Source organism: Lichenicoccus roseus, assembly GCF_005844085.1.
GTDB classification, from domain to species: domain Bacteria; phylum Pseudomonadota; class Alphaproteobacteria; order Acetobacterales; family Acetobacteraceae; genus Lichenicoccus; species Lichenicoccus roseus.
In genome coordinates this window covers 298,889-321,284 of the sequence record NZ_VCDI01000005.1, presented here as the reverse complement: position 1 = coordinate 321,284, position 22,396 = coordinate 298,889, and the positions used below count along the sequence as shown (strand labels likewise).

Genomic DNA, 22,396 nt, shown 5'->3' with positions numbered 1-22,396 from the left:
TTTCGCAAACCACGACGCGACACGTTGGCAGTCTTCGCAAGCTTCAGTAACAACAGGAACCCGCGGTGCATGCTCATGCCGCATCGTCCTTGTGTCCTGCCTGAAGGAAGCTCGCGTATGCGCGCCCCGTTGTTCCCGGCGATCCTTGCGCCGGCGCTTTTGATGCCGGTGCTATCGACACCGGTCCTCGCCCAGGCTTCGTTGCAGCCGGTTCCTGCCAAACCTGTGGCGGGGAAGGCCGCGCCGGCTCCCGCAGAGACGGTCAACGTGTATGGCCAGGGTTCTACCCGCCAGCTCACGTCGGTGACGTCGAAGGCATTGCGCGAGGCGGCACCGGGCACCAGTCCGGAGAAGGTGCTGGCTCAGCTGCCCGGCGTGATGTTCCAGTCCGCCGATCCTTTCGGCGCCTATGAATGGTCGGAGAGCCTGTACATACGCGGCTTCTCGCAGACGCAGCTCGGTTTCACGCTCGACGACGTGCCGCTCGGCGACCAGCAGTTCGACAACTACAACGGCCTCAGCATCACCCGCGCGATCACCACCGACAACGTGGCGCGCGCCGATGTCAGCCAGGGCGCCGGCTCGCTCGATATCGCGTCCACCAGCAATCTCGGCGGCGCGGTGCAATACACCTCGACCGATCCGAAGGACCAGTACGGCGGCCTCTACGAGCAGACCTTCGGCAGCAACAGCACCTATCGCGAGTTCATCCGCCTCGACAGCGGTGACCTGAACCCGACCGGAACGAAGTTCTTCGTGTCCTACGCGCGCGTCGATCTCGACAAGTGGAAAGGCGGCGGCGGCAACGACAGCGACCAGGTCAATGCCAAGCTGGTCCAGCCGGTCGGCGCATACGGCACGGTGAAGGTCTATTTCGACTACAGCCGTACGCACCAGTTCGACTACCAGGACGAGAGCCTGAACTACATCCAGACGCTCGGCTATCACCTTGATAATTTCTATCCGAACTATCCGGCGGCGTACCGTGCGGCAGAAGGCATCTTCGCCAACGGCGAGACCAAGAGCAACGATCCTCTCGACGCCTCCTACTATGCCGGCACCGCCAAGCGGCAGGACTTCCTGAGCTATGCCAGCTACCAGACCGAGCTCGCTCCGGAACTCGACTGGAAGAGCACGATCTACGGCCACGGCGACAGCGGCTACAGCACCTGGACCACGCCGTATACGCCGTCGCCGAACGGCGCCCCGCTGTCGGTGCGGTCGATGAACGACAGCATCGAGCGCTACGGCTTCCTGTCGTCGCTGGAATGGACGCATGGCCGCAACACGCTGGAAGGCGGCATCTGGTACGAGAACGACCAGTTCGACCAGTCGCGCATCTTCTCGGAAGCGCCGCTGCTGACGCCGGGGGTGACGTTCGATCCCAGCGAGACGCTGAACAACCCTTTCGCGCAACCCTGGGGCTATGTCTTCAACACCGACACCGTGCAGACGCACATCCAGGACAGCTATCGCGTCACCGACCACCTGACGCTGCGGGCCGGCTTCCGCTCGCTGCTGATCCACACAGGCAGCACGGTCACCGCCCAGGACCCCGCCTACAACGGTGGCAACCAGGTCGGCTCGGGTGCGCTCGACGCCAACAACGCGTTCCTGCCGCAGTTCGGCATGAACTGGCGTTTCGCGCCGCATAACGAGATCTATGCGGACATCTCGCACAACATGCGGGGCTATCCGGAGGACGGCTACAGCACCAACGCCAGCAACTCGCCGTGGAGCGCCAACGAGGCCGCCTTCAGGCAGATCCAGCAGAACCTGAAGCCGGAGACCAACTGGGTGTACGAGGCCGGCTACCGGCTGACCACCAAGCGGTTCGTCGGCCTGCTGACGTACTACCACGTGGACTTCAAGAACCGGTTGCAGATCATCTCGACCGGGCCGGTGATCGCGCCGACCACGCTGGTGGAGAATGTCGGCGGCGTCACCAGCAACGGCATCGAGGCGAGTGCGACGCTGTTCCCGATCCGGCACGTCGCATTCTACAACAGCATCAGCTTCAACCGCTCGATCTACGACAACGACATCGTCACCAGCGGCGGTCTCGAGCCGCTGAAGGGCAAGGTGATCCCGAACTACCCGTCGCTGATGTACAAGACCAGCCTCGACTGGACCGACGGGCCGTACAACGCCCATATCGACGGCAACTACCTGTCGCACCGCTATCTGAGCTACCTGAACGACACCTCGGTGCCGAACTACTTCATCGCCAATCTCGGCGCCCGCTACACGCTCGGCGACCACGGCCCGTTGAAGGCAGTCAGCTTCTCGTTCAACGTCTACAACCTGCTCAACCACAAATACATCGCGACCATGGGCGAGAACGGCAACCCGTTCTCGGGCGACTACCAGTCCTTCCTGGTCGGCGCCCCGAGGCAGTTCTTCGGATCGGTCACGGCAGGGTTCTGAGCCTGGCATTTGTGCGGCCGGGCGGCGCGGGATAGATGGCGGCATTCCCGTTCCTTGGAAGGCCGCCCGCATGACCGATCCCTCCCCGGCCGACATCGTGCCGATCCGCCGGGCGCTGATCTCGGTCTCGGACAAGACCGGGCTGCTGGCGCTCGGCGAGGCGCTTGTTCGGCATGGCGCCGAGCTGCTCTCGACCGGCGGCTCCGCCCGCACCCTGCGTGAGGCCGGAGTGCCGGTAGTGGAAGTCAGCGAGCACACCGGCTTTCCGGAAATCCTGGACGGCCGGGTCAAGACCCTGGTGCCGCAGATCCATGGCGGCATCCTCGCCCGGCGCGACCTGCCGGAGCACCGGGCGCAGATGGCGGAGCACGGAATCGCGCCGATCGACCTCGTGTGCGTCAATCTCTACCCGTTCGAGGCGACGGTGGCGGCCGGCGCTGCCGCCGAGGATTGCATCGAGAACATCGATATCGGCGGGCCGGCGCTGATCCGGGCTGCTGCCAAGAACCATGTCGATGTCGCGATCCTGACCGAGCCGGCGCAATACCAGGCGGTTATCGACGCGCTTGCGTCGTCCGGCGGCACCAGCCTCGCCGACCGCAGGGCCTGGGCCGGCGCTGCCTATGCGCGCACCGCCGCGTACGACGCCGCCATTGCCAGCTGGTTCGCGGGGCAGCGTGGGGAAGCCTTCCCACCGCGCATCACCCTGTCCGGCACCCGCGCGGAGGTGCTGCGCTATGGCGAGAATCCGCACCAGCAGGCGGCCTTCTACCATGACGGCAGCGGCCGCCCCGGGATCGCGACCGCCCGGCAGGTGCAGGGCAAGTCGCTCTCCTACAACAACCTCAACGACACCGACGCCGCCTTCGAGGCCGCCTGCGAGTTCGAACGTCCCACCGTCGTCATCGTCAAGCACGCCAACCCATGCGGCCTGGCGTCGGCGGATACGCTTGAAGCGGCGTGGCAGGGCGCGCTGCGCTGCGACCCGGTCTCGGCCTTCGGCGGTGTGGTGGCGCTGAACCGCACGCTCGACGAGGGCACGGCGGCGCGCATCGGCGCGATCTTCACCGAGGTGATCGTGGCTCCCGACGCCACCGAGGCGGCCTGCGCGCTGCTTGCGAAGAAGAAGAACCTGCGCCTGCTGCTGACCGGCACCCTGCCGGACCCGACGGCGGACGGCCTGCTGTTCCGCTCGCTGGCCGGCGGCTTCCTGGTGCAGAACCGCGACAGCGGCCGCATCGACCGCGACATGCTCCGGGTGGTGACGCAGCGCGCCCCGAGCCCCCGGGAGCTCGACGATCTCGTCTTTGCGTTCCGGGTCTGCAAGCACGTCAAGTCCAACGCCATCATCTACGCGAAGGACGGCGCTGCAGTCGGCATCGGCGCCGGGCAGATGAGCCGCGTGGACTCAGCGCGCATCGCGGCGCTGAAGAGTGCGGAGGCGGCGCAGGCGGCGGGCCTCCCCGAGCCGCTGGCGAAGGGCAGCGTGGTGGCGTCGGATGCGTTCTTCCCGTTCGCCGACGGCCTCGAGGCGGTCGTCGCCGCGGGGGCGACGGCAGTGATCCAGCCGGGAGGTTCGGTGCGCGATGCCGAGGTGATCGCCGCCGCCGATCGCGCCGGCCTTGCAATGGTGTTCACAGGCATGCGCCATTTCCGGCATTAGGCATCCATGATGGATCAGATGATGCCCTATCCCGCGGTCGCCCGCGCCGCGATGGAGGGGCTCGACGGCTCGCTCATCCGGACCATCTTCGCCGAAAGTGCCGGCGTGCCGGACGTCATCCCGCTCTGGTTCGGCGAGCCGGACGTGGTGACGCCCGATTTCATCCGCGAGGCCGCGAAGCAGGGCCTGGATGCCGGCCGCACCTTCTACAACTCGAACTTCGGCATCGACGAGCTGCGCGCGGCGATCACGACCTACCAGGCCGGCCTGGGCCGCAAGGCGCGGTTCGACGGCGTGTGCGTCACCGCGTCGGGCGTGAACGCGATCATGCTGGCTTGTCAGGCGCTGCTCGATCCCGGTGACCGCGTGGTGCTGCCGGAGCCATTCTGGCCCAACCTCGGCGGCATCCCGCGGGTGCTCGGCGCAAAAGTGGCGACGGTGAAGCTGCGCCTGCAGGACGCCGCCTGGACCATCGATCTCGAGGAGCTGCTGGCAGCCCTTACCCCCGGCACCCGGATGGTGATGCTGAACGCACCGGCCAACCCGACCGGCTGGATGCTGTCGCGCGCCGACCAGGAGGTGCTGCTGGCACACTGCCGCCGGCTCGGGATCTGGATCCTGGCCGACGACGTCTACGAGCGCGTGGTGTTCGACGGCCGGGCGGCGCCGACCTTCCTCGACATCGCGGAGGCCGACGACCGGCTGGTCTCGATCAACTCGTTTTCCAAGAGCTGGGCGATGACCGGCTGGCGGCTGGGCTGGATCAACGCGCCGGCGACCTTGATGACGGCGCTGGGCAAGATCAGCGAATTCAACACCTCCTGCACGCCGCCCTTCGTCCAGCTCGCCGGCATCGCGGCGCTGCAGCAGGGCGAGCCGTTCATTGCCGGGACGATGTCCCGCTACCGCGCCATGCGCGACCTCGCCTGCGCACGCCTTGGCGCCATTCCCGGCGTCTCGATACCGGTGCCGGGTGGCGCCATGTACTCGTTCTTCGCGGTGGAAGGCTGCACCGACAGCCTGGCGCTGGCGCGCTCGCTGCTGCACGGCGCGCATGTCGGGCTGGCGCCGGGACGGGCGTTCGGAGAGGCCGGCGAGGGCTGCATGCGGCTCTGCTTCGCGGTGGCCGAGGACCGCCTGGAGGCCGCCTGCGAGCGCATTGCCCATCATCTGGACCGGCCAGGGGGTCGCTGAGATGGCCCGGCTCACGCTGCGCATGCTGCTGCCCGCCCTCATGCTGGGCCTGGCGCAACCGGTCCTGGCACACGCGCAGGCCCCGGTCGCCGCCAGCCTGACCCCCGCCGATCGTGGCTGGGTGCAGCGCGTGCAGGACTCGCTTGGCTCGATCACCACCCTGAAGGCGCGCTTCCTGCAGATCGCGCCGGACGGCCACACCACCCAGGGTACCGCCTGGCTCGACCGTCCGGGTCGCATGCGGTTCGAGTATGCAAAGCCGAGCCCGTTGCTGCTGGTGGCGGGCGGCGGCAAGCTGGTGTTCAACGACAGCGAGCTGAAGCAGACCACCGAACTCCCGCTCGACAAGACCCCGGTCGGGCTGCTGCTGCGCGCCAACCTCGCGCTTTCCGGCGATGTCACCGTCACCGCCTTTCACCATGCCGACGGCCAGCTGCAGATCACCCTGGTGCGTACTGCGACCCCGGCGGACGGCAGCCTGACGCTGATCTTCTCCGACCAGCCACTCGGGCTGCGCTCGTGGAGCGTGCTGGACGCGCAGGGCCGCGAGACCCGCGTGGACCTCTACGACATCGCCCTCGGCCAGCCCCTGCCGCAGAGCCTGTTCGACACCAAAATTGGCGAACAGGCGCAGTAGCCGGTCAGATCCGGATCAAGTTGCTGCGGCGAGATCGGTCTGGGCGAAATCGTTGCCCTTGAACAGGATTGGAAGATTGCGCTCCCTAGCCAAAGCGTACGATGCGCAGTCGCCAAGATTGAAGGCAGCCGGGTGTCGGCCCTTGCCATAATGCAGGAAGGCGCGCCGCGCCGTATCTGCAAGCCCGGCATCCTGGGCAACAACCTCGATGCCCGCGCGGTCGACGAAGTCGTCGAGCTCCAACCAGCGATCGGCATGGCCGGTCCTGCCAGCCAGCACCATGCTGGTTTCGAGCAGGCTTACCGAGGACAACAGGCAGCCATTGGTCGATGCGACGATCCGGAGGAAACCATCAGCCTCCGGCTCGCGACGCAAGATGGCGATCAACGCCGAACTGTCGAGGACGATCACGCTGGCAGCCCGTCCTCGTCGTAGAGGTCGGCGGCGGTCGATACCTCCTGGTCCTGCAGCCGTGCGGCACTGCGCAGACTGATTGCCCGCAGGTCCTCGAACAAAGTCTGGGCGTCCGGGCGCATGACGGGCCGTCGCCGTAGCCCGTCCGGGATGAACTCCACGCCTGCCTGCTCAAGGGCCTCGCGTACGCCATGCAAGGTCGGGGGGGCGACGCGTTCCAGGCCATCGGCTGCTTCGAGCCGCCTTATCGTCACGACGGAGACATGCGCCCGTCGCGCCAGTTCGCTCTGCTCAAGACGCAGCAGGGCGCGAGCGGCGCGGATCTGGTCAGGGCTGACATCCATGATCAAATACTATCCCCATGATCGTTATTGATCAAGAAGCTTTAGCAGACTGGGCGGTCTCTTCCCCTTTGGTATCCTCGGTCTCCTCGCCGCCACGGTTGAGCAGGCCGTGCGTCTTCAGGTGGTGGCGGAACTGGTAGTAGGTCAGGCCCAGGGCGCGCGAGGCGGTGCGCTGGTTGAAGCGGGCGGCTTCCAGCGCCTGCTTGAGCAGCATCGCCTCGAAGGCGCGTGTCCTGGTCAGGAAGTCGCCCTCCGTGGGGATCGTCGGATCGGGGACGGTTGCAGTTGGAGCGGCGAGGACCGGGACCGGCGGGATGGGAGTACTCGCGGCGGCGCCCGGCAGGCTCGGAAACGGGTCGATCACGATCTGCGTCAACGGACGCGCCGGGTTGCTCATCCGGTAGACGCTGCGCTCTACCACGTTGCGCAGCTCGCGCACGTTCCCGGGCCAGTCATGCCGGCGCAGTACCGCCATCGCGTCCTGGCCGAACCCCGCGAACATCTCCCGGCCCAGCTCGCGCGTCATGCGGATCGCGAAATGCCCGGCCAGCAGCGGGATATCCTCCGGCCGGTCACGCAGCGCCGGCACCGCGATGACGTCGAAGGCCAACCTGTCGAGCAGGTCCGCGCGGAACTTGCCCAGTCGCGCCAGCGCCGGCAGGTCGGCATGGGTCGCCGCCACCACACGCACATCGACACGCTGCGTCTCGTTGCCGCCGACACGCTCGAAGCTGCCGTACTCGATCACCCGCAGCAGCTTCTCCTGCACCGACGCCGAGGCGGTGGCGATCTCGTCGAGAAACAAGGTGCCGCCATCGGCCAGCTCGAACCGGCCGGGCCGGCGCCGTGCCGCACCCGTGAAGGCGCCGGCCTCGTGACCGAACAGCTCGCTATCGAGCAGCGCATCGTCGAGCGCCGCACAGTTCAGCTTGATGAACGGCCGGTCCCAGCGTGGCGACAGGAAGGCGAGGCGGCTTGCCACCAGTTCCTTGCCGGTGCCACGCTCGCCGATCACCAGCACCGGCCTTTTCAGCGGCGCCGCCTGCGAGACATGTTCGAGCATGTCGCGGAACAGCGGCGCCTCGCCGAGCGGTGTCGCATTGTCCTCCGAGGGCGTGGCCGATCGCGCCAAGTGTTGGATCTCCGTGCCAAGGGGTGCAGCTCCCCACTCTCGTGTTGCCCGCACCCGGAGGCAAGCAGGAACCGAATAAGCCAACGGTGCCAGGGTGTTGGCGGATCACCCCGGAGATGGCACGCGTCATGCTGAGAAGACGGCACGACATCAGTCGCAGCGCGATGGCAGGACACACAGGATGAGTATCTTCTCCCGGTTGACGGATATCGTGAACTCCAACCTCAATGCGCTGGTCGCGAATGCGGAGGATCCTAGGAAGATCATCCGGCTGATCATCCAGGAGATGGAGGACACGCTGGTCGAGGTGCGATCCTCGGCGGTGCAGACCATCGCCGAGCGTCGCGAGATCGAGCGGCGGCTGGACATGCTGGCCCGTGACGAAGCCGAATGGCAGCGCAAGGCCGAGCTGGCCCTCTCGCGCGACCGCGAGGACCTCGCCCGCGGCGCCCTGCAGGCCCGCGCCCATGTCGCCAAGACCCGCGAGACGCTGGACCTGCAGCGGCAGCAGATCGCCGCCGGCCTGGCGCAGCAGAACGAGGACATCGCCAAGCTGCAGGCCAAGCTGGCGGACGCCAAGTCGCGCGAGCAGGCGCTGGTGTCCCGGCACGGCCTCGCCTCGTCGCGGGTCAAGTTGCGCGAGACGCTGTACGACGAGCGCATCGGCGACGCCTTTTCGCGTTTCGAGCAGGTCGAGCGCAATCTGGACGTGCTCGAAGGACGGGTGGAGTCCTACGATCTCGGCCGACGCTCGCTCGAGGACGAGCTGGCCGGGCTGGAAACCGACGAGAAGGTCGAGAGCGAGCTTGATGCCCTGCGAGCCAGGCTGCAGCGTCGCGCCTCGCCCCCCGCCGGCTCCTGACCGCGTGCGACCGGGAAACCGCCGAGGCGAACCGACCATCCTGAACCGGGACAATCCATGATCGAGAACCTCACCGGCCTGATCGCGGTGATCGCCCCCTTCGCCCTGGTGTTCTTCATCATCCGGATGAAGCACGAGCGTCGGATGCGGGAGATGAACCTGCAGGGGCTCAGCCAGGAGGAGCAGCGGGTGCTGGCCGACATGGGCGAGACCGCCCGGCGCATGGAGCAGCGCATCGAGAACCTCGAACGCATCCTGGATTCCGAGCTGGCCGGATGGCGCAGCCGCATGTCGCTGTGAGGATGGCCCGATGAACCAGGATTTCCGGGTCTGGCGGCAGGATCGCGGCGCGATGTTCAGCGGCGTCTGTTCCGGGCTCGCCGAGGATCTCGACCTCCCGTTGCCGCTGCTGCGGCTGGTCGCAATCGTGTTCCTGGTGCTGCCGACCGGGCTCGCCTACCTGGCGCTGTCGCTGCTGATGCGGCGGCGTCCGGCCCGCAACGGGCGCGCTCCGGCCCAGGAGCGTTCCTACGTGGGCATGACGGGCAACGGTCGCCCCGCCCCGTCGCCGCTGCCCTCCGGGTCCAACCTCGCCCTGCTCGCGCACCGCTTCGAGCGCATCGAGCCACGCCTGAAGCAGATCGAGGCCTTCGTGACCTCGAAGGATTTCGAGCTGCATCGCGATTTCCGCCACATGGGCGAGTAGGCGGCGGTCATGTTTCCGATCACCGATCCGACCCGCGCCGCCGACATTCGCATGCGCCGCCGGCGCGCGATCGGGCTGCTGACCGGCATCGTCGTGCTGCCGATCGTCCTGGTGTCCGGGCGTGCCAATCCCGACGCGAGCCATCTCGGCTCGATCCTGTCCGGGTTCTTGACCGGCGATCAGGCCGAGAATGTCGAGACAGCGCTTCGGCAGGCTGCCTCCGTGGCCGTGGCCAGCTGGGTGAGGGAGGGCGCCGCCCTTCCCGAGGGTCGCCGCGACGGGATGGCGCTGGCCGCCACCGGCACCAGCCTCGCCATCAGCCTGCCCTGTGCCGGCAGCATCGCCGTGGTGCCCGGAGCCGATCTCGGCCGACGCATCTATGTCTCGCTGCTCGATGGCGGCTCGGCGCAGGCGGCTGGACTGGAGTTGCATGGGGATGACGTACGAGGCGGCGGCGAGGTCGCACTCGGCGGTGGCTGTCGTCACCGCGGTGCCGACCTGGTGGTGCAGGCCGCTCCGGATACCGCGCTGACCGTCACGCTTACGGGCGGCACCAGCTTGCGCACCGGCGCCTTCACCGGTCCTGTCCGGCTGATCCAGCGTGGCGGTGGCGACGTGGTGATCGACGCGGCGGGTGGCCTGGAGGCGGACAGGAGCGGTGGTGGCGATCTCGTCGTGGGACGCCTGCAGCAGAACCTGCACCTGGTGCAGCGTGGCGGCGGCGACACCAGCATCAGGTCCGGGAGCATCGGCCACGCCGATCTCGAGCTGGAAGGCAAAGGCGACCTGAGTGTCGGACCCGAGGCGAGGATCGGCGGCCTGTCGCTGGTCATGCGCGGCAGCGGCGACGTGACGATTGCCCATCTCGACGGGTCGGCCGACATCCAGGCGACCGGCTCCGGGGACGTTGCCATCGCCCAGGCCGAAGCTCGCGACGTCGATATCAGCAGCGCGGGTTCGGGCGACATCGCGATCACGGCTGGCCACGTCGCACACCTCGCGGCGGCGATGCAGAGATCCGGTGACCTGTCGGTGACTGCCGAGGTGGGCGATGCCTCGGTGCAGTCCGGCGCGGATTCGACCATCACCCTTCCGCATGTCAGGGGCCGCCTCGAACGCTCAACATCCGGTGGTTGATCCGCGTTATTCTGTCTCCAGATTTGTGCGCGCCCGACCGCCCGACCCCGATGGTGACCATTCATGGCCGATATCGTTGTATTCCCGTCGCGCCAGCCTCGTGCGGCGCGGCTGCCGCCGATGCCTCGCCTGCATGGCGCCGTCCGCACGCGGGCCAGCCTGCTCGCCGCCGGCCTTTCGCTGCTGCTGACCATCCTGGGCTTTGCGCTGGTCATGCTGGTCGGGGCCGCCCTGCTCTATGACGGCAACCTGGTGAGCCTGTCGCCGACCGGACTGTGCGTGGGCGAGCGGGCCTGCCGGATGCCGGGCACGCTGCCGCTCGGTGCCCTGCTGCCGATGCAGCGCGACCTGCTGGCGACCGGACTGGTGCTGCTTTCGATGCCGGCGCTGATGGCGCTCGGGCATCTGCGCGGCCTGTTCCGGCTCTATGCCGCCGGGATCGTGTTCGAGCCGGACAACATCAGCCAGATCAGTCGCGCCGGCCTTTGGCTGCTCGCCTATGCCGCCGCACCGTTCCTGGTCGACCGGCTGCTGAACGGCGCCGGCCTGTTTCCGGGCGGCGACTGGTTCCGCGCCGACGAGGTCGCGGCGGTCATCGTCGGGCTGTCGATGCTGCTGGCGGCGCAGGTGATCGCCTGCGGCCGCGAGATGGAGCAGCGCCCCGACCTGTTCATCTGATCAGGCGAGCAACCTGTAGAGAGTGGTCGGCCGCATGATGCGGTCCTCCAGTTCAAGCGAGGTCGGGACGTCGAAATGGGCGACGGCCTGCAGACCGGTAGCCGGCAGGTAGGCGCGTCCCGGATCGGCCACCAGCACTTCCGCGGTGGCGGCGCAGCGCTGCAGCCAGGGCAGGATGTGGCGGGTCATCGGCGCCTCGTAGCAGACGTCTCCGCACAGGATCAGGTCCCAGCGCACCGGTGCGTCCACTACGTCGAGCACCGCGGCGGGGAGGTCCACCCCATTCAGCGCGGCATTGGCGAGGATCGCGGCGACCGCCAGCCGGTCGATCTCGGCCGCCTCGACGCTGGCCGCCCCCGCCATCAGGCAGGCGATCGCCGCGATCCCGCCACCGGCGGCGAAATCCAGCACCCGGCGACCGGCGACCAGCGAGGGGTTGTCCAGCACGTGCCGCGCGATTGCCTGACCGCCAGGCCAGGCGAAGGCCCAGAATGGCGGTTCGACATCATGCTCGGCCAGCCAGTCCTCGGAGGCCTGCCAGATCGGCGTGATCTCGGTGGCGAGATGCAGCCTGATCTCCGGCACCAGCGGCGCGGTGGCGACGATCGTGTGGTCGGCGATGAAGCGGGCGTTGCGATCCACGGACTGCCTGTACTGCAACCGCTTCATCGAACGAATGCAGGCGGCCTGCCGACAAGCTCTTAGAGGTCTTCGTCGCGCCGAGGCAAGCTGGTCAGGTCGATCGACGCGGGTTCGCCGGTATCGGCAGGCCCAGGTTCGCGCGCAGCGTCTCGCCCTCGTACTCGCTCCTGAAGACGCCCGCCTCCCGCAGGATCGGCAGCACCTCGCGCAGGAAGCGCCGGAACTGCGCCGGATGACCCAGATGCACGTTCAGACCGTCCAGCGCCCGTCCCTCGAACCACCGGATGATCTCCGCCGCGACCGTCGCCGGCGATCCGCAGAACGGACCCGGTTGCGGCCTGCTGACCACTTCGACGGTCTGCCGCAAGGTCAGCTCGTGCTCCCGCGCCCGGTCCGCGATCTTCTTCGCGTTGGTGTAGAAGCTGCTTCGGGCGAACTCGAGCGCCTCCTGCGGGAATGCGGCGTCGAGGTCGTATTGCCGGAAATCATGCCAGCCGAACGAACGCCCGAACTCCGCCAGCGCCTGGTCGAAGCCCTGGTCGCGCAGGTTGTAGTCGCGCTCGATCTCCCGTGCCTGCTCGTCGGTATCGCCGACGAAGATGCTGACCCCCGGAAGAACCAGGATCCGGTCGGGGTCGCGCCCGCGCTGCCGCGCCCGCTCCTTGATGTCGGAGTAGAACGCCTGCCCCTGCTCCATAGTCGGCGCATGCGTGAAGATCGCGTCCGCGATGGTCGCACCGAGATCGCGGCCCTGCTCCGAATCGCCGGCCTGGAAGATGACGGGTTCTCCCTGTGGCGAGCGCTGGATGTTCAGCGGCCCGACGACCGAGAAGAAATCGCCCTGGTGATCGAGCCGGTGCAGCCTGGTCTTGTCCAGGAACATGCCGGTCTCGCGATCGGCGACGAAGGCGTCCTCCTCGTAGGAGGACCACAGGCCGCGCACCACGCCGACCGCCTCGAGCGCCCGCGCATAGCGGTCGTCGTAGCTGAAATGCTCCTTCCTGCTGTAGTTGCCGGCGGTCCCGGCATCGCCGCTGGTAACGACGTTCCAGCCCGCCCGTCCGCGGCTGATCAGGTCGAGCGAGGCAAGGCGCCGGGCCAGGTTGTACGGCGCGTTGTAGGACGTCGTGAGCGTGCCGACGAGGCCGATACGCTTCGTGGCCACCGCCAGGGCCGACAGCAGGGTGAGCGGTTCGAGCCGGTTGAGATAATGCGGTGGCGAGTCCGGCGTGATGAACTGGCTGTCGACGATGAACACCAGGTCGAACTTCGCGGCCTCGGCCTGCCGCACGATGTCGATATACCAGTCGACATCGACGCTGGCATTGGTGGGGATCTCGGGATCGAGCCACCGGAGATGCGTTCCGGGGCCGCCTACCCCGGTCGGCACCAGCCCCAGCTTCAGTTGCCGCTTGCTCATTCTCAGGCCGCCTTCCAGATGCCGATCGAGGCAACATCGGGATCCATCGGCAGGACACCGGCGGCGCGGTAGCGGCCGGCGATCTGCTGCAGGGTCGGGATGTCGGTGTTGTCGATGGCGCGCACGGAGTAGTTCCGGTGGCTGTCGATCCGCCGGACCGCCTCGAGCGGCATGTTCTGCCACAGGCCGGAGAGCAGCGTCGTCGCCTGGTCGGGGTGGGTGCGGATCCAGGCGGCGCCTTCGACCAGGGCGTCGAACATCGCCTTGACCACCTGCGGATGCGCACGGGCGAAACCTGCATCGACCATGTAGTAGCGATCGTAGCGCAGGCCCTGGCTGCCACCATCCGTCAGCAGCCGGGCGCGCGGATCGGTCTCCGCGGACGACAGGAATGGATCGTAGGTTGCCCATGCATCGAGGTGGCCGCTGCTGAACGCGGCACTGGATGCGGCCTCCGGCAGGTAGGTCGCCTCGATGTCCGCCAGCGACATTCCGTTGTTGTGCAGGCTGCGCAGCAGCAGGTCGAAGGAACTGCCGCCCTTGGCGACACCGACCCGCTTGCGGTTGAGCATCGGCACGCCGTTGATGCCGCCGTCGTTGCGGACGACGATGCCGGCGGCACGCGGGCTTGGTCCCTCGGCTGCGTAGAGGATGAGGTTCGGCAGCTTCTGGTGGATCATCACCGGAACGGCTTCCGCGACGTCACCCTGGAAGTCGACCTGGCCGAGTTCCGCCAGCGAGTGACCGAGCTGGCTCCAGACCGGCGTGAAGCCGAGCGCCTGCAGTCGCGGCTCCAGGATGGCGCGGTTGCGCAGGACCTGCAGCAGTACCGAGCTCTCCTGGTAGCTGAGCCTGACCGGCGACGCCGCCGCGGCACTGCTGCGGCAGGCGATGGGCGCCAGCGCACCGGCCATCGCAACGATCGTGCGGCGACGTGTGATCGAGAGTGTCATCGACGGCTCCTTGCGTATTCAGAACGTGACCGCCGCTCGACCGTAATAGTATCCGCCATAGATCGGGATGCCGGAGACAGCGATGTCGTAGAGCGAGTTTCCCTGGTAGCGGGCAATCTCCGGGAGCTCGCGCGGGCGGATATCGAAGATGTTGTTGCCGCCGAGCGAAAGCCGGATCCTCGGCGTGATCCGGTAGCCGACCTCGAGGTCGGTCAGCCACCGCGGCGTGTTCTTGAATTCGAGGAACGCGACGTTCGAGTAGCGCAGCGCAGCCGGTGCCGCGATCTGGTAGGTCTCGAGCCCGGTCGACTCGCCGTAGCGGGTCTGCCGCAGATTGACGTCCCACCGGCCAAGGATCCAGTGCGCGTCAAGAATGATCTTGCTGCGCGGTACCGACGAGGTCAGGTACGAGATGCCCTGCGCGTTGAGCAGCGGATTGCCGTTCGCATCCGATGCAAGGTGGTGCAGCGTCGTACGGTTGAGGTCGATGCCGGCGGACCAGTCGATGCTGCCGTAATGGCCGAGATGGCTCCTGGTGTCGGCGGCGATGTCCAGCCCCTGGGTGCGCGTACTGGCGCCGTTGGAAAAATAGTTCGCGGAGACGTCGTTGGGCACCAGGTTGGGCGGCAACGCGATCCCGGTCAGGCCGATGGCGTCCTCCGCGACGGCGCCGACATAGTTTCCACCGCCGACGATGCGATCCCGGATGTTGATCTGGTAGGCGTCCACGGTGACATGGACGCGGCGTATCGGCTCCATGACGATGCCGCCGCTGACGCTGGTCGAGCGCTCCGGCTTGAGTGGCAGCGCACCGAGCGATCGCGCCGCCGGGGAGCTGACGGCGAGGCTGCCGCTGGCTCCGGTCGGTGTGACGCTGAGGCTGCTGAAGTTCTCCTCGGCCAGGGTCGGCGCGCGGAACCCGTTGCTGATCGTGCCGCGCAGGGCGAGCCGTGGCGAGATCTCGTAGCGGGTCGAGAGCTTGCCGGTCTCGGTATTTCCGAAGTCGGTGTAGTGCTCGAAGCGGCCTGCGAGATCGACGTCCCAGCGGCGGGTGGGATGGATGTCGGTGTCGATATAGCCGGCCCACACGTCCCGGCTCCAGGACCCGGCGGATTGCGGCGTCAGGCCTGGCGCGGCCTGGACGCCGCCGAGCAGGTAGGAAGCCGGGCTGCCGGATGTGATGTCGTAGGTCTCCAGCCGGTGCTCGGCGCCGAACGAGACCTGCACGGGTTTGCCAAGCACGCTGACCTGCCTGGAAAGGTCGAGATTGTTGGTCCACTGGGCATTGCGGTAGGCCTCCGCGAACACGGTCGTCGGTGTGTAGCCGTAGGCGGCGTAGTAGCTCAGGTTCGCGGTGTTGATCGTCGAGAGGCGGCTCTCGTCGGCGCCGTAGGTCGTGCTCAGGTCCCAGTGCAGGCCGAACAGGTTCTCGCCCTTCAACCCGAGCGTCGCCGAATAGTCGTTCTCCTCGTTCACCTGGGAAGGCTCGAAGCCGTACGGATAGATCTCCGGCAGGATGTTCGGCAGCCGGTTGGTCTCGTAGAGCTGGATATGGCGGTGCCCGTAGGTGATGAGCCCATAGGCATCGATCCCCGGCACGATGGTTTTGCCGGCGTTGATCGCCAGGGTTTCCCGGGTCTGCTCCGGCAGGCCGAAATTCTCGTCGTCCTGCAGCCCGGACCGGTAGTCGACGCCGCCGGTGGCATAGTGGTCGGCGTGATAGACCTGGCCGCTTACATGCAGGTATCCGTCGTCACCCAGCGACCAGCCGCCATCGGCATTGATCTGCGCGCCCCAGCCCTGCTGGTTGTAAAGGGAGTTGAACGGCGCCGCTCCGGTCTGCGCACTCAGCGTCATGCCCTGCGGGTTCTTCTTCAGGATGACGTTGATGACGCCGGCGATCGCATCGGAGCCGTACATCGCGGCGGCACCGTCGCGCAGCACCTCGACATGATCGATCGCCGAGACCGGGATGAGGTCCAGGTCGACCGGCGTAGAGCCGTGTTCCGGCCCGTTGTAGGTCGCGATCACGCCGCTGGTGTGGCGGCGCTTGCCGTCGATCAGGACCAGCACCTCATTCGGGCTCAGCCCGCGCATCCTGATCCCGGAGACGAGTCCGGAGCCGCCCAGGATGCTGCTGTTGACCGATGGATCGGTCCGGGTCAGCGCGTCCGACAGGTTCAGAGCGCCGGTCTGCCGCAGCGTCTCGCCGGAGATTATGTCGATCGGGCTGTTGCTGTCGCGTGCGGTGCGTTGCCAGTCGCGGGTCCCGGTGACGATGACCTGCTCCGAGAGGGCGCCGGCGCCGGTGGTATCGTCTGCCGGGGCTGGCGCGGCGAATGCGCCGGTCCCGAGCGCCTGGATCGAGCCGACGACGAACGGCAGCATGAGAAGGTCGGATGCACGCACTCTCGAAACACCTGTATTCCACTATCGATGGCGTTGGCTTTCGGAAACCAACGACATGCAGAGGGAATAACGGGTGGCAACTGCGAGGTCGCTCGAGTATCCGCAAACACCGGCTTGAGCGCGGGTTGAGGATCGGTGGCGGCGTGGGTTCAGCCCGGCAGGTGTCCGGCCGCCAGCGCCAGCCCGATGGCGAGGCCCACCTCCCGGTTGGCGCGGAACAGGCGCAGACAGGCCGCCGCGTCATCCTTGTCGAGCCGCATCACCTGCCGGGCCAGCAGGGCCGCCGGCAGCAGCAGCGCCGGCCAGAACGGCCAGGACAGGTGGGCGACGGTTCCGGCGGCGCCGAGGCAGAGTAGCGCCAGGGCGTAGCAGGCGCCGACGAAGCGCCGTGGCACCCCGGCCATCATGCGGGAGGTCGACTTCACGCCCACCAGCGCATCGTCACGCATGTCCTGGAAGCCGTAGACGGTGTCGAAGCCGAGATCCCACAGGATCGCGGCGGCGTAGATCAGTGCGAAACCGGCATCGATACGGCCGGTCGCGGCGACATATCCCATCGGAGCACCGAAGCCGAAGGTGAAGCCCATCATCAGCTGCGGCCACCAGGTGATCCGCTTGGCCAGCGGATACAGCGCGACCAGCAGCAGCGACGCCACGCCGAGCGCCCAGCACAACGGACGCAGGCAGAGCAGCACGACCAGCCCGGTCAGCAGCAGCAGGCACAGGAAGGCAGCCGCCTCGCCCATGCCGAGCGCCCCGGAGGCCAGCGGCCGGCCGGCGGTGCGCGCCACCTGGCGGTCGATGTCGCGGTCCCACATGTCGTTCACCACGCAGCCGGCCGAGCGCATCACCACGCTGCCGATGGCGAACAGCAGGATCAGGCGCAGCCGGGCAGTGGGCGGCACGCCGTGCGGCAGCAGGATGCCCCACAGCCCGGGCAGGAACAGCAGCCAGCTGCCGATCGGCCGGTCCAGGCGGGCGAGCAGCGCATAGGCGCGCCACTTCGGCGACAGCCGGCCGACCCAACCGCCGGAGACGATGTCGGTATGCGTCAACCCCTGCTTCGCCCTTGCCCCGCGCCGGCCGGTCTGGCAGCGCAACGCCTCCAATGAAGCGGCTCCCGCCGCCCGGTCAACCGCCGAAAGGAGCAGGCCGATGCAGGACCGGCCAAGGCTGCATGTCCATCCCGATGCGGCGCTGCTGCAGGCGAACGCGTCGGTGCCGATGCGCGAGGACCAGGCGCACTATCTCGGTGCGGTGCTGCGGCGCGGCGCGGGTGACGCGGTCCGGCTGTTCAACCAGCGCGACGGCGAATGGGAGGCCAGCATCGGCCAACTCCACAAGCGCGGCCGCGGCGACTTCCTGCTGTCGCACCAGGTCCGGCCATCTTGCGACGAGGGCGGCCCGGTCCTGCTGTTCGCACCGCTGAAGCGCGATGCCACCGACCTGGTGGTGCGGATGGCGACCGAACTGGGCGTGCGCGCGATCCGGCCGGTGCTGACCGAGCGCACCAATACCGGCCGGGTCAACCTGGACCGGCTGCGCGCCATTGCCACCGAGGCCGCCGAGCAGTGCGAGCGGCTGAGCGTGCCCGATCTGCTGGAGCCGGTGCGCCTGCCGGACCTGCTGGGTGGCTGGCCACCGGACGCGCCGATCTGGGCCGCCATCGAGCGATCCGCTGCTGTGGGAGGTCCGACCGCCCTGGGCGCCGCGCTGCTGATCGGTCCGGAAGGCGGCTTCACGCCGCACGAGCTGGACCTGCTGCGGTCGCGGCCGTTCGTCGCCGCGGTGTCGCTGGGCGGCCGCATCCTGCGCGCCGACACCGCGGTAGCCGCCGGGCTCGCCTGCCTGCAGGCCGGCCGCGAGCGATGGGGGCTGGTGCCGGAGGGTGCGGCGTCGCTATGAGGACGCCACCAGAGCCTTCAGATCGGCCAACCCGGCTGATGCAAGCGGAGCCCGATGTCGAACCCCGGTGACCAGGACGCCACCCCGATCGAGCCAGGGCCTGGACTGCTTACCCAGCTTGCCGGCCATCTGGCGCAGGGTTGCAAGCCGCCGGCGGAGTGGCGGATCGGCACCGAGCACGAGAAGTTCGGGTTCCGTCCCGACCTTACCCCGCCACCCTACACGCCAGACGGCATCGAGGCCCTGCTGGAGGCGTTCGGGTCCGACCCGTCGCTGCCATGGGAGCCGATTGCCGATAATGGCCATGTCATCGGATTGAAGGGCCAGGCGGCGCATCGCGGCGCGTCGATCTCCCTGGAGCCGGCCGGCCAGTTCGAGCTGTCAGGCGCGCCGCTGGCCGACCTGCACCGGACCGAGGCGGAGATGCGCGGACATTTCGCCGAGCTGCACCGTGCGGTGGAGCGGTCCGGCACCGCGCTCGGCTTTGCGCCGCTCGGCTTCCATCCGACCGCGACGAGGGCGCAGATGCCCTGGATGCCGAAGAGCCGCTACGCCATCATGCGCCGCTACATGGCCGAGGTCGGCACGCTCGGGCTGGACATGATGCAGCGCACCTGCACGGTTCAGGTCAATCTCGACTACGGCTCGGAGGCCGACATGCGGCGCAAGCTGCAGGTCGCGCTTGCGCTGCAGCCGGTCGCCACCGCGCTGTTCGCCAACTCGCCGTTCCGCGAGGGCAGGCCGAGCGGTTTCATGTCGACCCGCGCACATATCTGGACCGACACCGACAATGCGCGCTCCGGCATGCCACCCGCCTTCTTCGAGGCCGGCTTCGGGTTCGAGCGTTTTGTCGACTGGGTGCTCGACGTGCCGATGTATTTCGTCAGTCGGGAAGGCGCGCTGCGCGACGTCGCCGGCCTGTCGTTCCGGCGCTGGCTCGCCGGGAAGGAACCCGGCCTGGCGGGCGTGGTGCCGACGCTGGGCGACTTCGACGACCACCTCACCACGGTGTTCACCGACGTGCGCCTGAAGCGCTTCCTGGAAATGCGCGGCGCCGATGCCGGCAGCCCGGAGATGATGCTGGCGCAGAGCGCGCTGTGGGTCGGGCTGCTGTACGACGAGGCCGCGCTGGCGGCGGCGCACGCCCTGGTGCGCCGGCACGACTGGACGGACTACGTCTCGCTGCGCGCGGCGGTGCCGCGGGAAGGGCTGTCGGCGCGCTGGGGCAGCGGCACCGTGCGCGACCTCGCGGGCGACATGGTGGAAATTGCCGCCGATGGGTTGCGGGCACGTGGTATGACGGGCGACGGCCCGGCCGGCGATGAGCGGCGCTATCTCGAACCGCTGCAAGCCATCGTGGCGGGTGCCCCGAACCAGGCCGAGCACTGGCTGGCGCGCTATGACGGTGCTTGGAACCGCGATGCGTCGCGCATCTTCGCCGAGGCGAGCATCTAGTGTTCCAGGACGGATAGCGGAGCAAGAAACGGGACGCTGATTTGCGTGAGGCTGCTCTGGTCGGGGTACCGAGGCGGGAGACCGCCATGAGCTTCCGCTTATCCCAATCATCAGCCGAGCCGTCCGGCATCTGTCCGGCATCCCGGAGGTCATGCGCATCCACCTGCTGTCGCTGCGGGCGTATGATTCCACTGGCATGGCAATTGATGCCGATATCGTCGAAGGCGTCGCAATATGGCCGGTGATCGAACGGATGTCCGCCGATCCCGCTGCGAGCTATCCACGTGCACAACGCAAGGCGCGGCCGCTGGTCGGGCCGGATCGACCGGTCCCCGTGATGCGGGCGGACACCTGCGCCCCGCTCTTCATGGGGGCGTCAGGTTAACCTATGCATTGGCCGTACTGGATGATTGACGACCGCTGGTCATCCAACCTATGGCGCCTGGTCTCAGGCAGACCGGGTGCAGCATGTCGGACAAAGCCGTCTCGCGGCGGGCGGTAGTGGCGGGCATCGGTGGCCTGGCCACCTGGGGCGCCAGGCCGGGCGAGGGGCAGGCGGCGCCGGTGGCGACCTTGCCGCTGCGGCTGCTGGAAACCTCCGACCTGCACATGTTCGTCTATGACTACGACTACTACGCCGCCCGGCAGGACAACACGGTCGGGCTCTCCAAGGTCTCGACATTGATCAAGACGGCACGGGACGAGGCGCGCAACAGCCTGCTGTTCGACAACGGCGACATCATCCAGGGCAACCCGCTCGGCGACTACATGGCGCTAGCCGGCCATCTGAAGCCGGCGGATGGCCATCCGATGTTCCGCGCGATGAACCTGCTCGGCTACGATGCCGCCACCTTCGGCAACCACGAGTTCAACTTCGGACTCGATTTCCTGCACGCGGCATTGCACAGCGCCAGGTTCCCATTCGTGTGCGCCAATATCGAGATGCCGGATGGCCGGCCGTTCGCGGCGCCGACCATGGTGCTGGTCCGGCACTTCACCGACACCGCCGGGCACAGTCACGCGCTGCGCATCGGCGTGATCGGCTTCGTGACGCCGCAGATCATGATCTGGGACAAGGGCAGGCTCGAAGGCCATATCCGCACCGTCGATATCGTCGAGGCTGCGCGACGATGCGTGCCGGAGTTGCGTCGGAACGCCGACATCGTCGTAGCACTCAGCCATTCCGGCATCGGCGCCGGCCCGTGGCAGGGGGGCGAGGAGAACGCGTCGCTGCATCTCGCCGCAGTGCCGGGTATCGACGTGATCTTCACCGGCCACGCGCACCGGGTATTTCCCGGCCCGGACTACGCCGGCATCCCCGGCATCGACGCGGTGCGCGGCACGCTCGGCGGCAAGCCCGCGGTGATGCCCGGTTTCTGGGGCAGCCATCTCGGCGTGATCGACCTCACCCTGGAGAAATACTCCAACAACGAGTGGAGCGTCGCCGACTTCGAGGTCGAAGCGCGGCCGATCTACCGACGGGACGGCCACCGCGCGATCCCGCTCGCAGCCGACGATCCGCGCGTGCTGGCGGCGGCGTCGGTGGAACACCAGGCGACGCTGCGCTGGATGGAGCAGCCGGTCGGCGAGACCACGCGCCCGATCAATACCTTCTTCTCGCTGATCGGCAGCGATCCCTCGCTGTCCCTGGTGAACGCCGCGCAGCTCTGGTACGCGCGGCCGCTGCTGCAGGAGACGCGCCACGGCCATCTGCCGGTGCTGTCCGCCGCATCGCCCTTCAAGGCCGGTGGCATGGGTCCGGATGAGTTCGTCGATATCCCGGCCGGGCCGCTCGACATGAAGGACATCGCCAGCCTCTACATGTTCGCCAACACGGTCTGCGCGGTGCACTGCAGCGGCGCCGAACTGCGCGAGTGGCTGGAGCGCTCGGCGACAATCTTCAACCGGGTCGATCCGTCGGTCAACCGCCCGCAGGGTCTCGTCGCGCACCGCATCCCGACGTACATGTTCGACGTCATCTCCGGCGTCACCTACGCCATAGACCTGTCGCAGCCGGAACGTTACGGGCCTGACGGCAAGCTCGTCCACCCGGACGCGCACCGTGTCGTCGACCTGCAGTATCGGGACCGCCCAGTCGACCCGGCGCAGGAGTTTGTCGTGGTGACCAACAACTACCGTGCCGACGGCGGCGGCGGCTTTCCGGGAACCGGCGCCGACCGGATCGTGCTGGCGGCGCCGGACCTCAACCGCGACGTCATCGTGCGCTACGTGCTTGCCCACCACACCATCACCCCGGCGGCGGACGCGGTGTGGCGGTTCGCCCCGCTGTCCCGCCCTGTCATGCTGGCGTTCAACGGCAACGCCGCGACGGCCAGCCATCTGGGCGAGCATCCGGGTGTCACCCGGCTGGGCGACGGCGTCGATGGCTACACGAGCTATGGCCTGGCCCTGGGTTGA

Annotated in this window: 21 protein-coding genes; 13 read left to right on the top strand and 8 right to left on the bottom strand. The window is 67.9% G+C overall.

Translation table 11 applies throughout. From position 1 onward, the window contains the following. Positions 1–117: 117 nt before the first annotated feature. The 4 genes from FE263_RS15565 to FE263_RS15550 all read left to right on the top strand — a co-directional run bounded on the left by FE263_RS15565 (position 118) and on the right by FE263_RS15550 (position 5,921). Positions 118–2,427: a TonB-dependent receptor gene (locus FE263_RS15565; RefSeq protein ID WP_171034130.1), complete on the top strand. Its 2,310-nt coding sequence runs from the start codon at positions 118–120 to the stop codon at positions 2,425–2,427. Positions 2,428–2,497: 70 nt separating this feature from the next. Further along, positions 2,498–4,090 carry a bifunctional phosphoribosylaminoimidazolecarboxamide formyltransferase/IMP cyclohydrolase gene (gene purH, locus FE263_RS15560; RefSeq protein WP_138326938.1) on the top strand — a complete coding sequence of 531 codons (1,593 nt, stop codon included), beginning with the start codon at positions 2,498–2,500 and terminating at the stop codon, positions 4,088–4,090. 18 nt (positions 4,091–4,108) lie between these two features. Continuing rightward, positions 4,109–5,284 (top strand): pyridoxal phosphate-dependent aminotransferase, encoded by a 1,176-nt coding sequence (locus FE263_RS15555; protein ID WP_205880401.1) that lies wholly within the window; start codon positions 4,109–4,111, stop codon positions 5,282–5,284. A 1-nt stretch (position 5,285) separates the two neighbouring features. Further along, positions 5,286–5,921, top strand: coding sequence for a LolA family protein (locus FE263_RS15550; protein WP_138326936.1), 636 nt, complete (start codon positions 5,286–5,288; stop codon positions 5,919–5,921). 15 nt (positions 5,922–5,936) lie between these two features. Here FE263_RS15550 and FE263_RS15545 read toward each other — a convergent pair whose 3' ends face one another. From FE263_RS15545 to pspF, 3 genes are read right to left on the bottom strand one after another with little or no spacing between them, the layout of a single operon-like run. Next, positions 5,937–6,332, bottom strand: coding sequence for a type II toxin-antitoxin system VapC family toxin (locus tag FE263_RS15545; RefSeq protein ID WP_138326935.1), 396 nt, complete (start codon positions 6,330–6,332; stop codon positions 5,937–5,939). Continuing rightward, positions 6,329–6,679: a helix-turn-helix domain-containing protein gene (locus FE263_RS15540; RefSeq protein ID WP_138326934.1), complete on the bottom strand. Its 351-nt coding sequence runs from the start codon at positions 6,677–6,679 to the stop codon at positions 6,329–6,331. The genes FE263_RS15545 and FE263_RS15540 overlap by 4 nt, the downstream gene beginning before the upstream one ends. Positions 6,680–6,710: 31 nt before the next feature. Next, on the bottom strand, positions 6,711–7,811 hold the full coding sequence (gene pspF / locus FE263_RS15535; protein WP_138326933.1) for a phage shock protein operon transcriptional activator: 1,101 nt from the start codon (positions 7,809–7,811) through the stop codon (positions 6,711–6,713). Positions 7,812–7,992: 181 nt separating this feature from the next. On the opposite strand from pspF, the gene pspA reads away from it, so the two are divergent. The 5 genes from pspA to FE263_RS15510 all read left to right on the top strand — a co-directional run bounded on the left by pspA (position 7,993) and on the right by FE263_RS15510 (position 11,194). After that, a complete protein-coding gene (pspA, locus tag FE263_RS15530; protein WP_138326932.1) occupies positions 7,993–8,673 on the top strand; it encodes a phage shock protein PspA in 681 nt (226 codons plus the stop codon). Between the two features lie 57 nt (positions 8,674–8,730). Further along, a complete protein-coding gene (pspB, locus tag FE263_RS15525; RefSeq protein ID WP_138326931.1) occupies positions 8,731–8,973 on the top strand; it encodes an envelope stress response membrane protein PspB in 243 nt (80 codons plus the stop codon). A 10-nt stretch (positions 8,974–8,983) separates the two neighbouring features. Next, positions 8,984–9,379, top strand: coding sequence for a PspC domain-containing protein (locus tag FE263_RS15520; protein ID WP_138326930.1), 396 nt, complete (start codon positions 8,984–8,986; stop codon positions 9,377–9,379). 9 nt (positions 9,380–9,388) lie between these two features. Further along, positions 9,389–10,516, top strand: coding sequence for a GIN domain-containing protein (locus FE263_RS15515; RefSeq protein WP_138326929.1), 1,128 nt, complete (start codon positions 9,389–9,391; stop codon positions 10,514–10,516). Positions 10,517–10,579: 63 nt separating this feature from the next. Next, positions 10,580–11,194, top strand: coding sequence for a hypothetical protein (locus FE263_RS15510; RefSeq protein ID WP_138326928.1), 615 nt, complete (start codon positions 10,580–10,582; stop codon positions 11,192–11,194). Here FE263_RS15510 and FE263_RS15505 read toward each other — a convergent pair whose 3' ends face one another. The 5 genes from FE263_RS15505 to ubiA form a co-directional block, all read right to left on the bottom strand. Then, positions 11,195–11,863 carry a class I SAM-dependent methyltransferase gene (locus FE263_RS15505; protein WP_138326927.1) on the bottom strand — a complete coding sequence of 223 codons (669 nt, stop codon included), beginning with the start codon at positions 11,861–11,863 and terminating at the stop codon, positions 11,195–11,197. 64 nt (positions 11,864–11,927) lie between these two features. Continuing rightward, positions 11,928–13,256: an NtaA/DmoA family FMN-dependent monooxygenase gene (locus FE263_RS15500; RefSeq protein WP_138326926.1), complete on the bottom strand. Its 1,329-nt coding sequence runs from the start codon at positions 13,254–13,256 to the stop codon at positions 11,928–11,930. A 2-nt stretch (positions 13,257–13,258) separates the two neighbouring features. Further along, positions 13,259–14,209, bottom strand: a complete 951-nt coding sequence (locus FE263_RS15495) for an ABC transporter substrate-binding protein (protein ID WP_138326925.1) — start codon at positions 14,207–14,209, stop codon at positions 13,259–13,261. An 18-nt stretch (positions 14,210–14,227) separates the two neighbouring features. Then, complete coding sequence (locus FE263_RS15490; protein WP_138326924.1) at positions 14,228–16,597, bottom strand: TonB-dependent receptor plug domain-containing protein; 2,370 nt, start codon at positions 16,595–16,597, stop codon at positions 14,228–14,230. Between the two features lie 170 nt (positions 16,598–16,767). Beyond that, complete coding sequence (gene ubiA / locus FE263_RS15485; RefSeq protein ID WP_240759708.1) at positions 16,768–17,727, bottom strand: 4-hydroxybenzoate octaprenyltransferase; 960 nt, start codon at positions 17,725–17,727, stop codon at positions 16,768–16,770. A gap of 46 nt (positions 17,728–17,773) precedes the next feature. Here ubiA and FE263_RS15480 point away from each other — a divergent pair, with 46 nt between their 5' ends. The 4 genes from FE263_RS15480 to FE263_RS15465 all read left to right on the top strand — a co-directional run bounded on the left by FE263_RS15480 (position 17,774) and on the right by FE263_RS15465 (position 22,396). Next, positions 17,774–18,523 (top strand): 16S rRNA (uracil(1498)-N(3))-methyltransferase, encoded by a 750-nt coding sequence (locus tag FE263_RS15480; RefSeq protein WP_138326923.1) that lies wholly within the window; start codon positions 17,774–17,776, stop codon positions 18,521–18,523. 54 nt (positions 18,524–18,577) lie between these two features. Then, positions 18,578–19,978, top strand: coding sequence for a glutamate--cysteine ligase (locus FE263_RS15475; protein ID WP_138326922.1), 1,401 nt, complete (start codon positions 18,578–18,580; stop codon positions 19,976–19,978). Between the two features lie 151 nt (positions 19,979–20,129). Continuing rightward, complete coding sequence (locus FE263_RS15470) at positions 20,130–20,363, top strand: hypothetical protein (RefSeq protein WP_205880400.1); 234 nt, start codon at positions 20,130–20,132, stop codon at positions 20,361–20,363. 83 nt (positions 20,364–20,446) lie between these two features. Next, on the top strand, positions 20,447–22,396 hold the full coding sequence (locus FE263_RS15465) for a bifunctional 2',3'-cyclic-nucleotide 2'-phosphodiesterase/3'-nucleotidase (RefSeq protein WP_205880399.1): 1,950 nt from the start codon (positions 20,447–20,449) through the stop codon (positions 22,394–22,396).

What these genes read in the sequence shown, in the direction of transcription:
- FE263_RS15490 (WP_138326924.1), bottom strand. Translation starts at nt 16,597, where the DNA reads ATGCTGCCGTTCGTCGTCGGCTCGATCCAGGCGCTCGGGACCGGCGCA.
- pspB (WP_138326931.1), top strand. Translation starts at nt 8,731, where the DNA reads ATGATCGAGAACCTCACCGGCCTGATCGCGGTGATCGCCCCCTTCGCC.
- FE263_RS15470 (WP_205880400.1), top strand. Translation starts at nt 20,130, where the DNA reads ATGCGCATCCACCTGCTGTCGCTGCGGGCGTATGATTCCACTGGCATG.
- FE263_RS15555 (WP_205880401.1), top strand. Translation starts at nt 4,109, where the DNA reads ATGATGCCCTATCCCGCGGTCGCCCGCGCCGCGATGGAGGGGCTCGAC.
- FE263_RS15465 (WP_205880399.1), top strand. Translation starts at nt 20,447, where the DNA reads ATGTCGGACAAAGCCGTCTCGCGGCGGGCGGTAGTGGCGGGCATCGGT.
- FE263_RS15505 (WP_138326927.1), bottom strand. Translation starts at nt 11,863, where the DNA reads ATGAAGCGGTTGCAGTACAGGCAGTCCGTGGATCGCAACGCCCGCTTC.
- FE263_RS15550 (WP_138326936.1), top strand. Translation starts at nt 5,286, where the DNA reads ATGGCCCGGCTCACGCTGCGCATGCTGCTGCCCGCCCTCATGCTGGGC.
- FE263_RS15520 (WP_138326930.1), top strand. Translation starts at nt 8,984, where the DNA reads ATGAACCAGGATTTCCGGGTCTGGCGGCAGGATCGCGGCGCGATGTTC.
- FE263_RS15500 (WP_138326926.1), bottom strand. Translation starts at nt 13,256, where the DNA reads ATGAGCAAGCGGCAACTGAAGCTGGGGCTGGTGCCGACCGGGGTAGGC.
- FE263_RS15540 (WP_138326934.1), bottom strand. Translation starts at nt 6,679, where the DNA reads ATGGATGTCAGCCCTGACCAGATCCGCGCCGCTCGCGCCCTGCTGCGT.
- FE263_RS15515 (WP_138326929.1), top strand. Translation starts at nt 9,389, where the DNA reads ATGTTTCCGATCACCGATCCGACCCGCGCCGCCGACATTCGCATGCGC.
- FE263_RS15480 (WP_138326923.1), top strand. Translation starts at nt 17,774, where the DNA reads ATGCAGGACCGGCCAAGGCTGCATGTCCATCCCGATGCGGCGCTGCTG.
- pspA (WP_138326932.1), top strand. Translation starts at nt 7,993, where the DNA reads ATGAGTATCTTCTCCCGGTTGACGGATATCGTGAACTCCAACCTCAAT.
- purH (WP_138326938.1), top strand. Translation starts at nt 2,498, where the DNA reads ATGACCGATCCCTCCCCGGCCGACATCGTGCCGATCCGCCGGGCGCTG.
- FE263_RS15510 (WP_138326928.1), top strand. Translation starts at nt 10,580, where the DNA reads ATGGCCGATATCGTTGTATTCCCGTCGCGCCAGCCTCGTGCGGCGCGG.
- FE263_RS15475 (WP_138326922.1), top strand. Translation starts at nt 18,578, where the DNA reads ATGTCGAACCCCGGTGACCAGGACGCCACCCCGATCGAGCCAGGGCCT.
- FE263_RS15495 (WP_138326925.1), bottom strand. Translation starts at nt 14,209, where the DNA reads ATGACACTCTCGATCACACGTCGCCGCACGATCGTTGCGATGGCCGGT.
- FE263_RS15565 (WP_171034130.1), top strand. Translation starts at nt 118, where the DNA reads ATGCGCGCCCCGTTGTTCCCGGCGATCCTTGCGCCGGCGCTTTTGATG.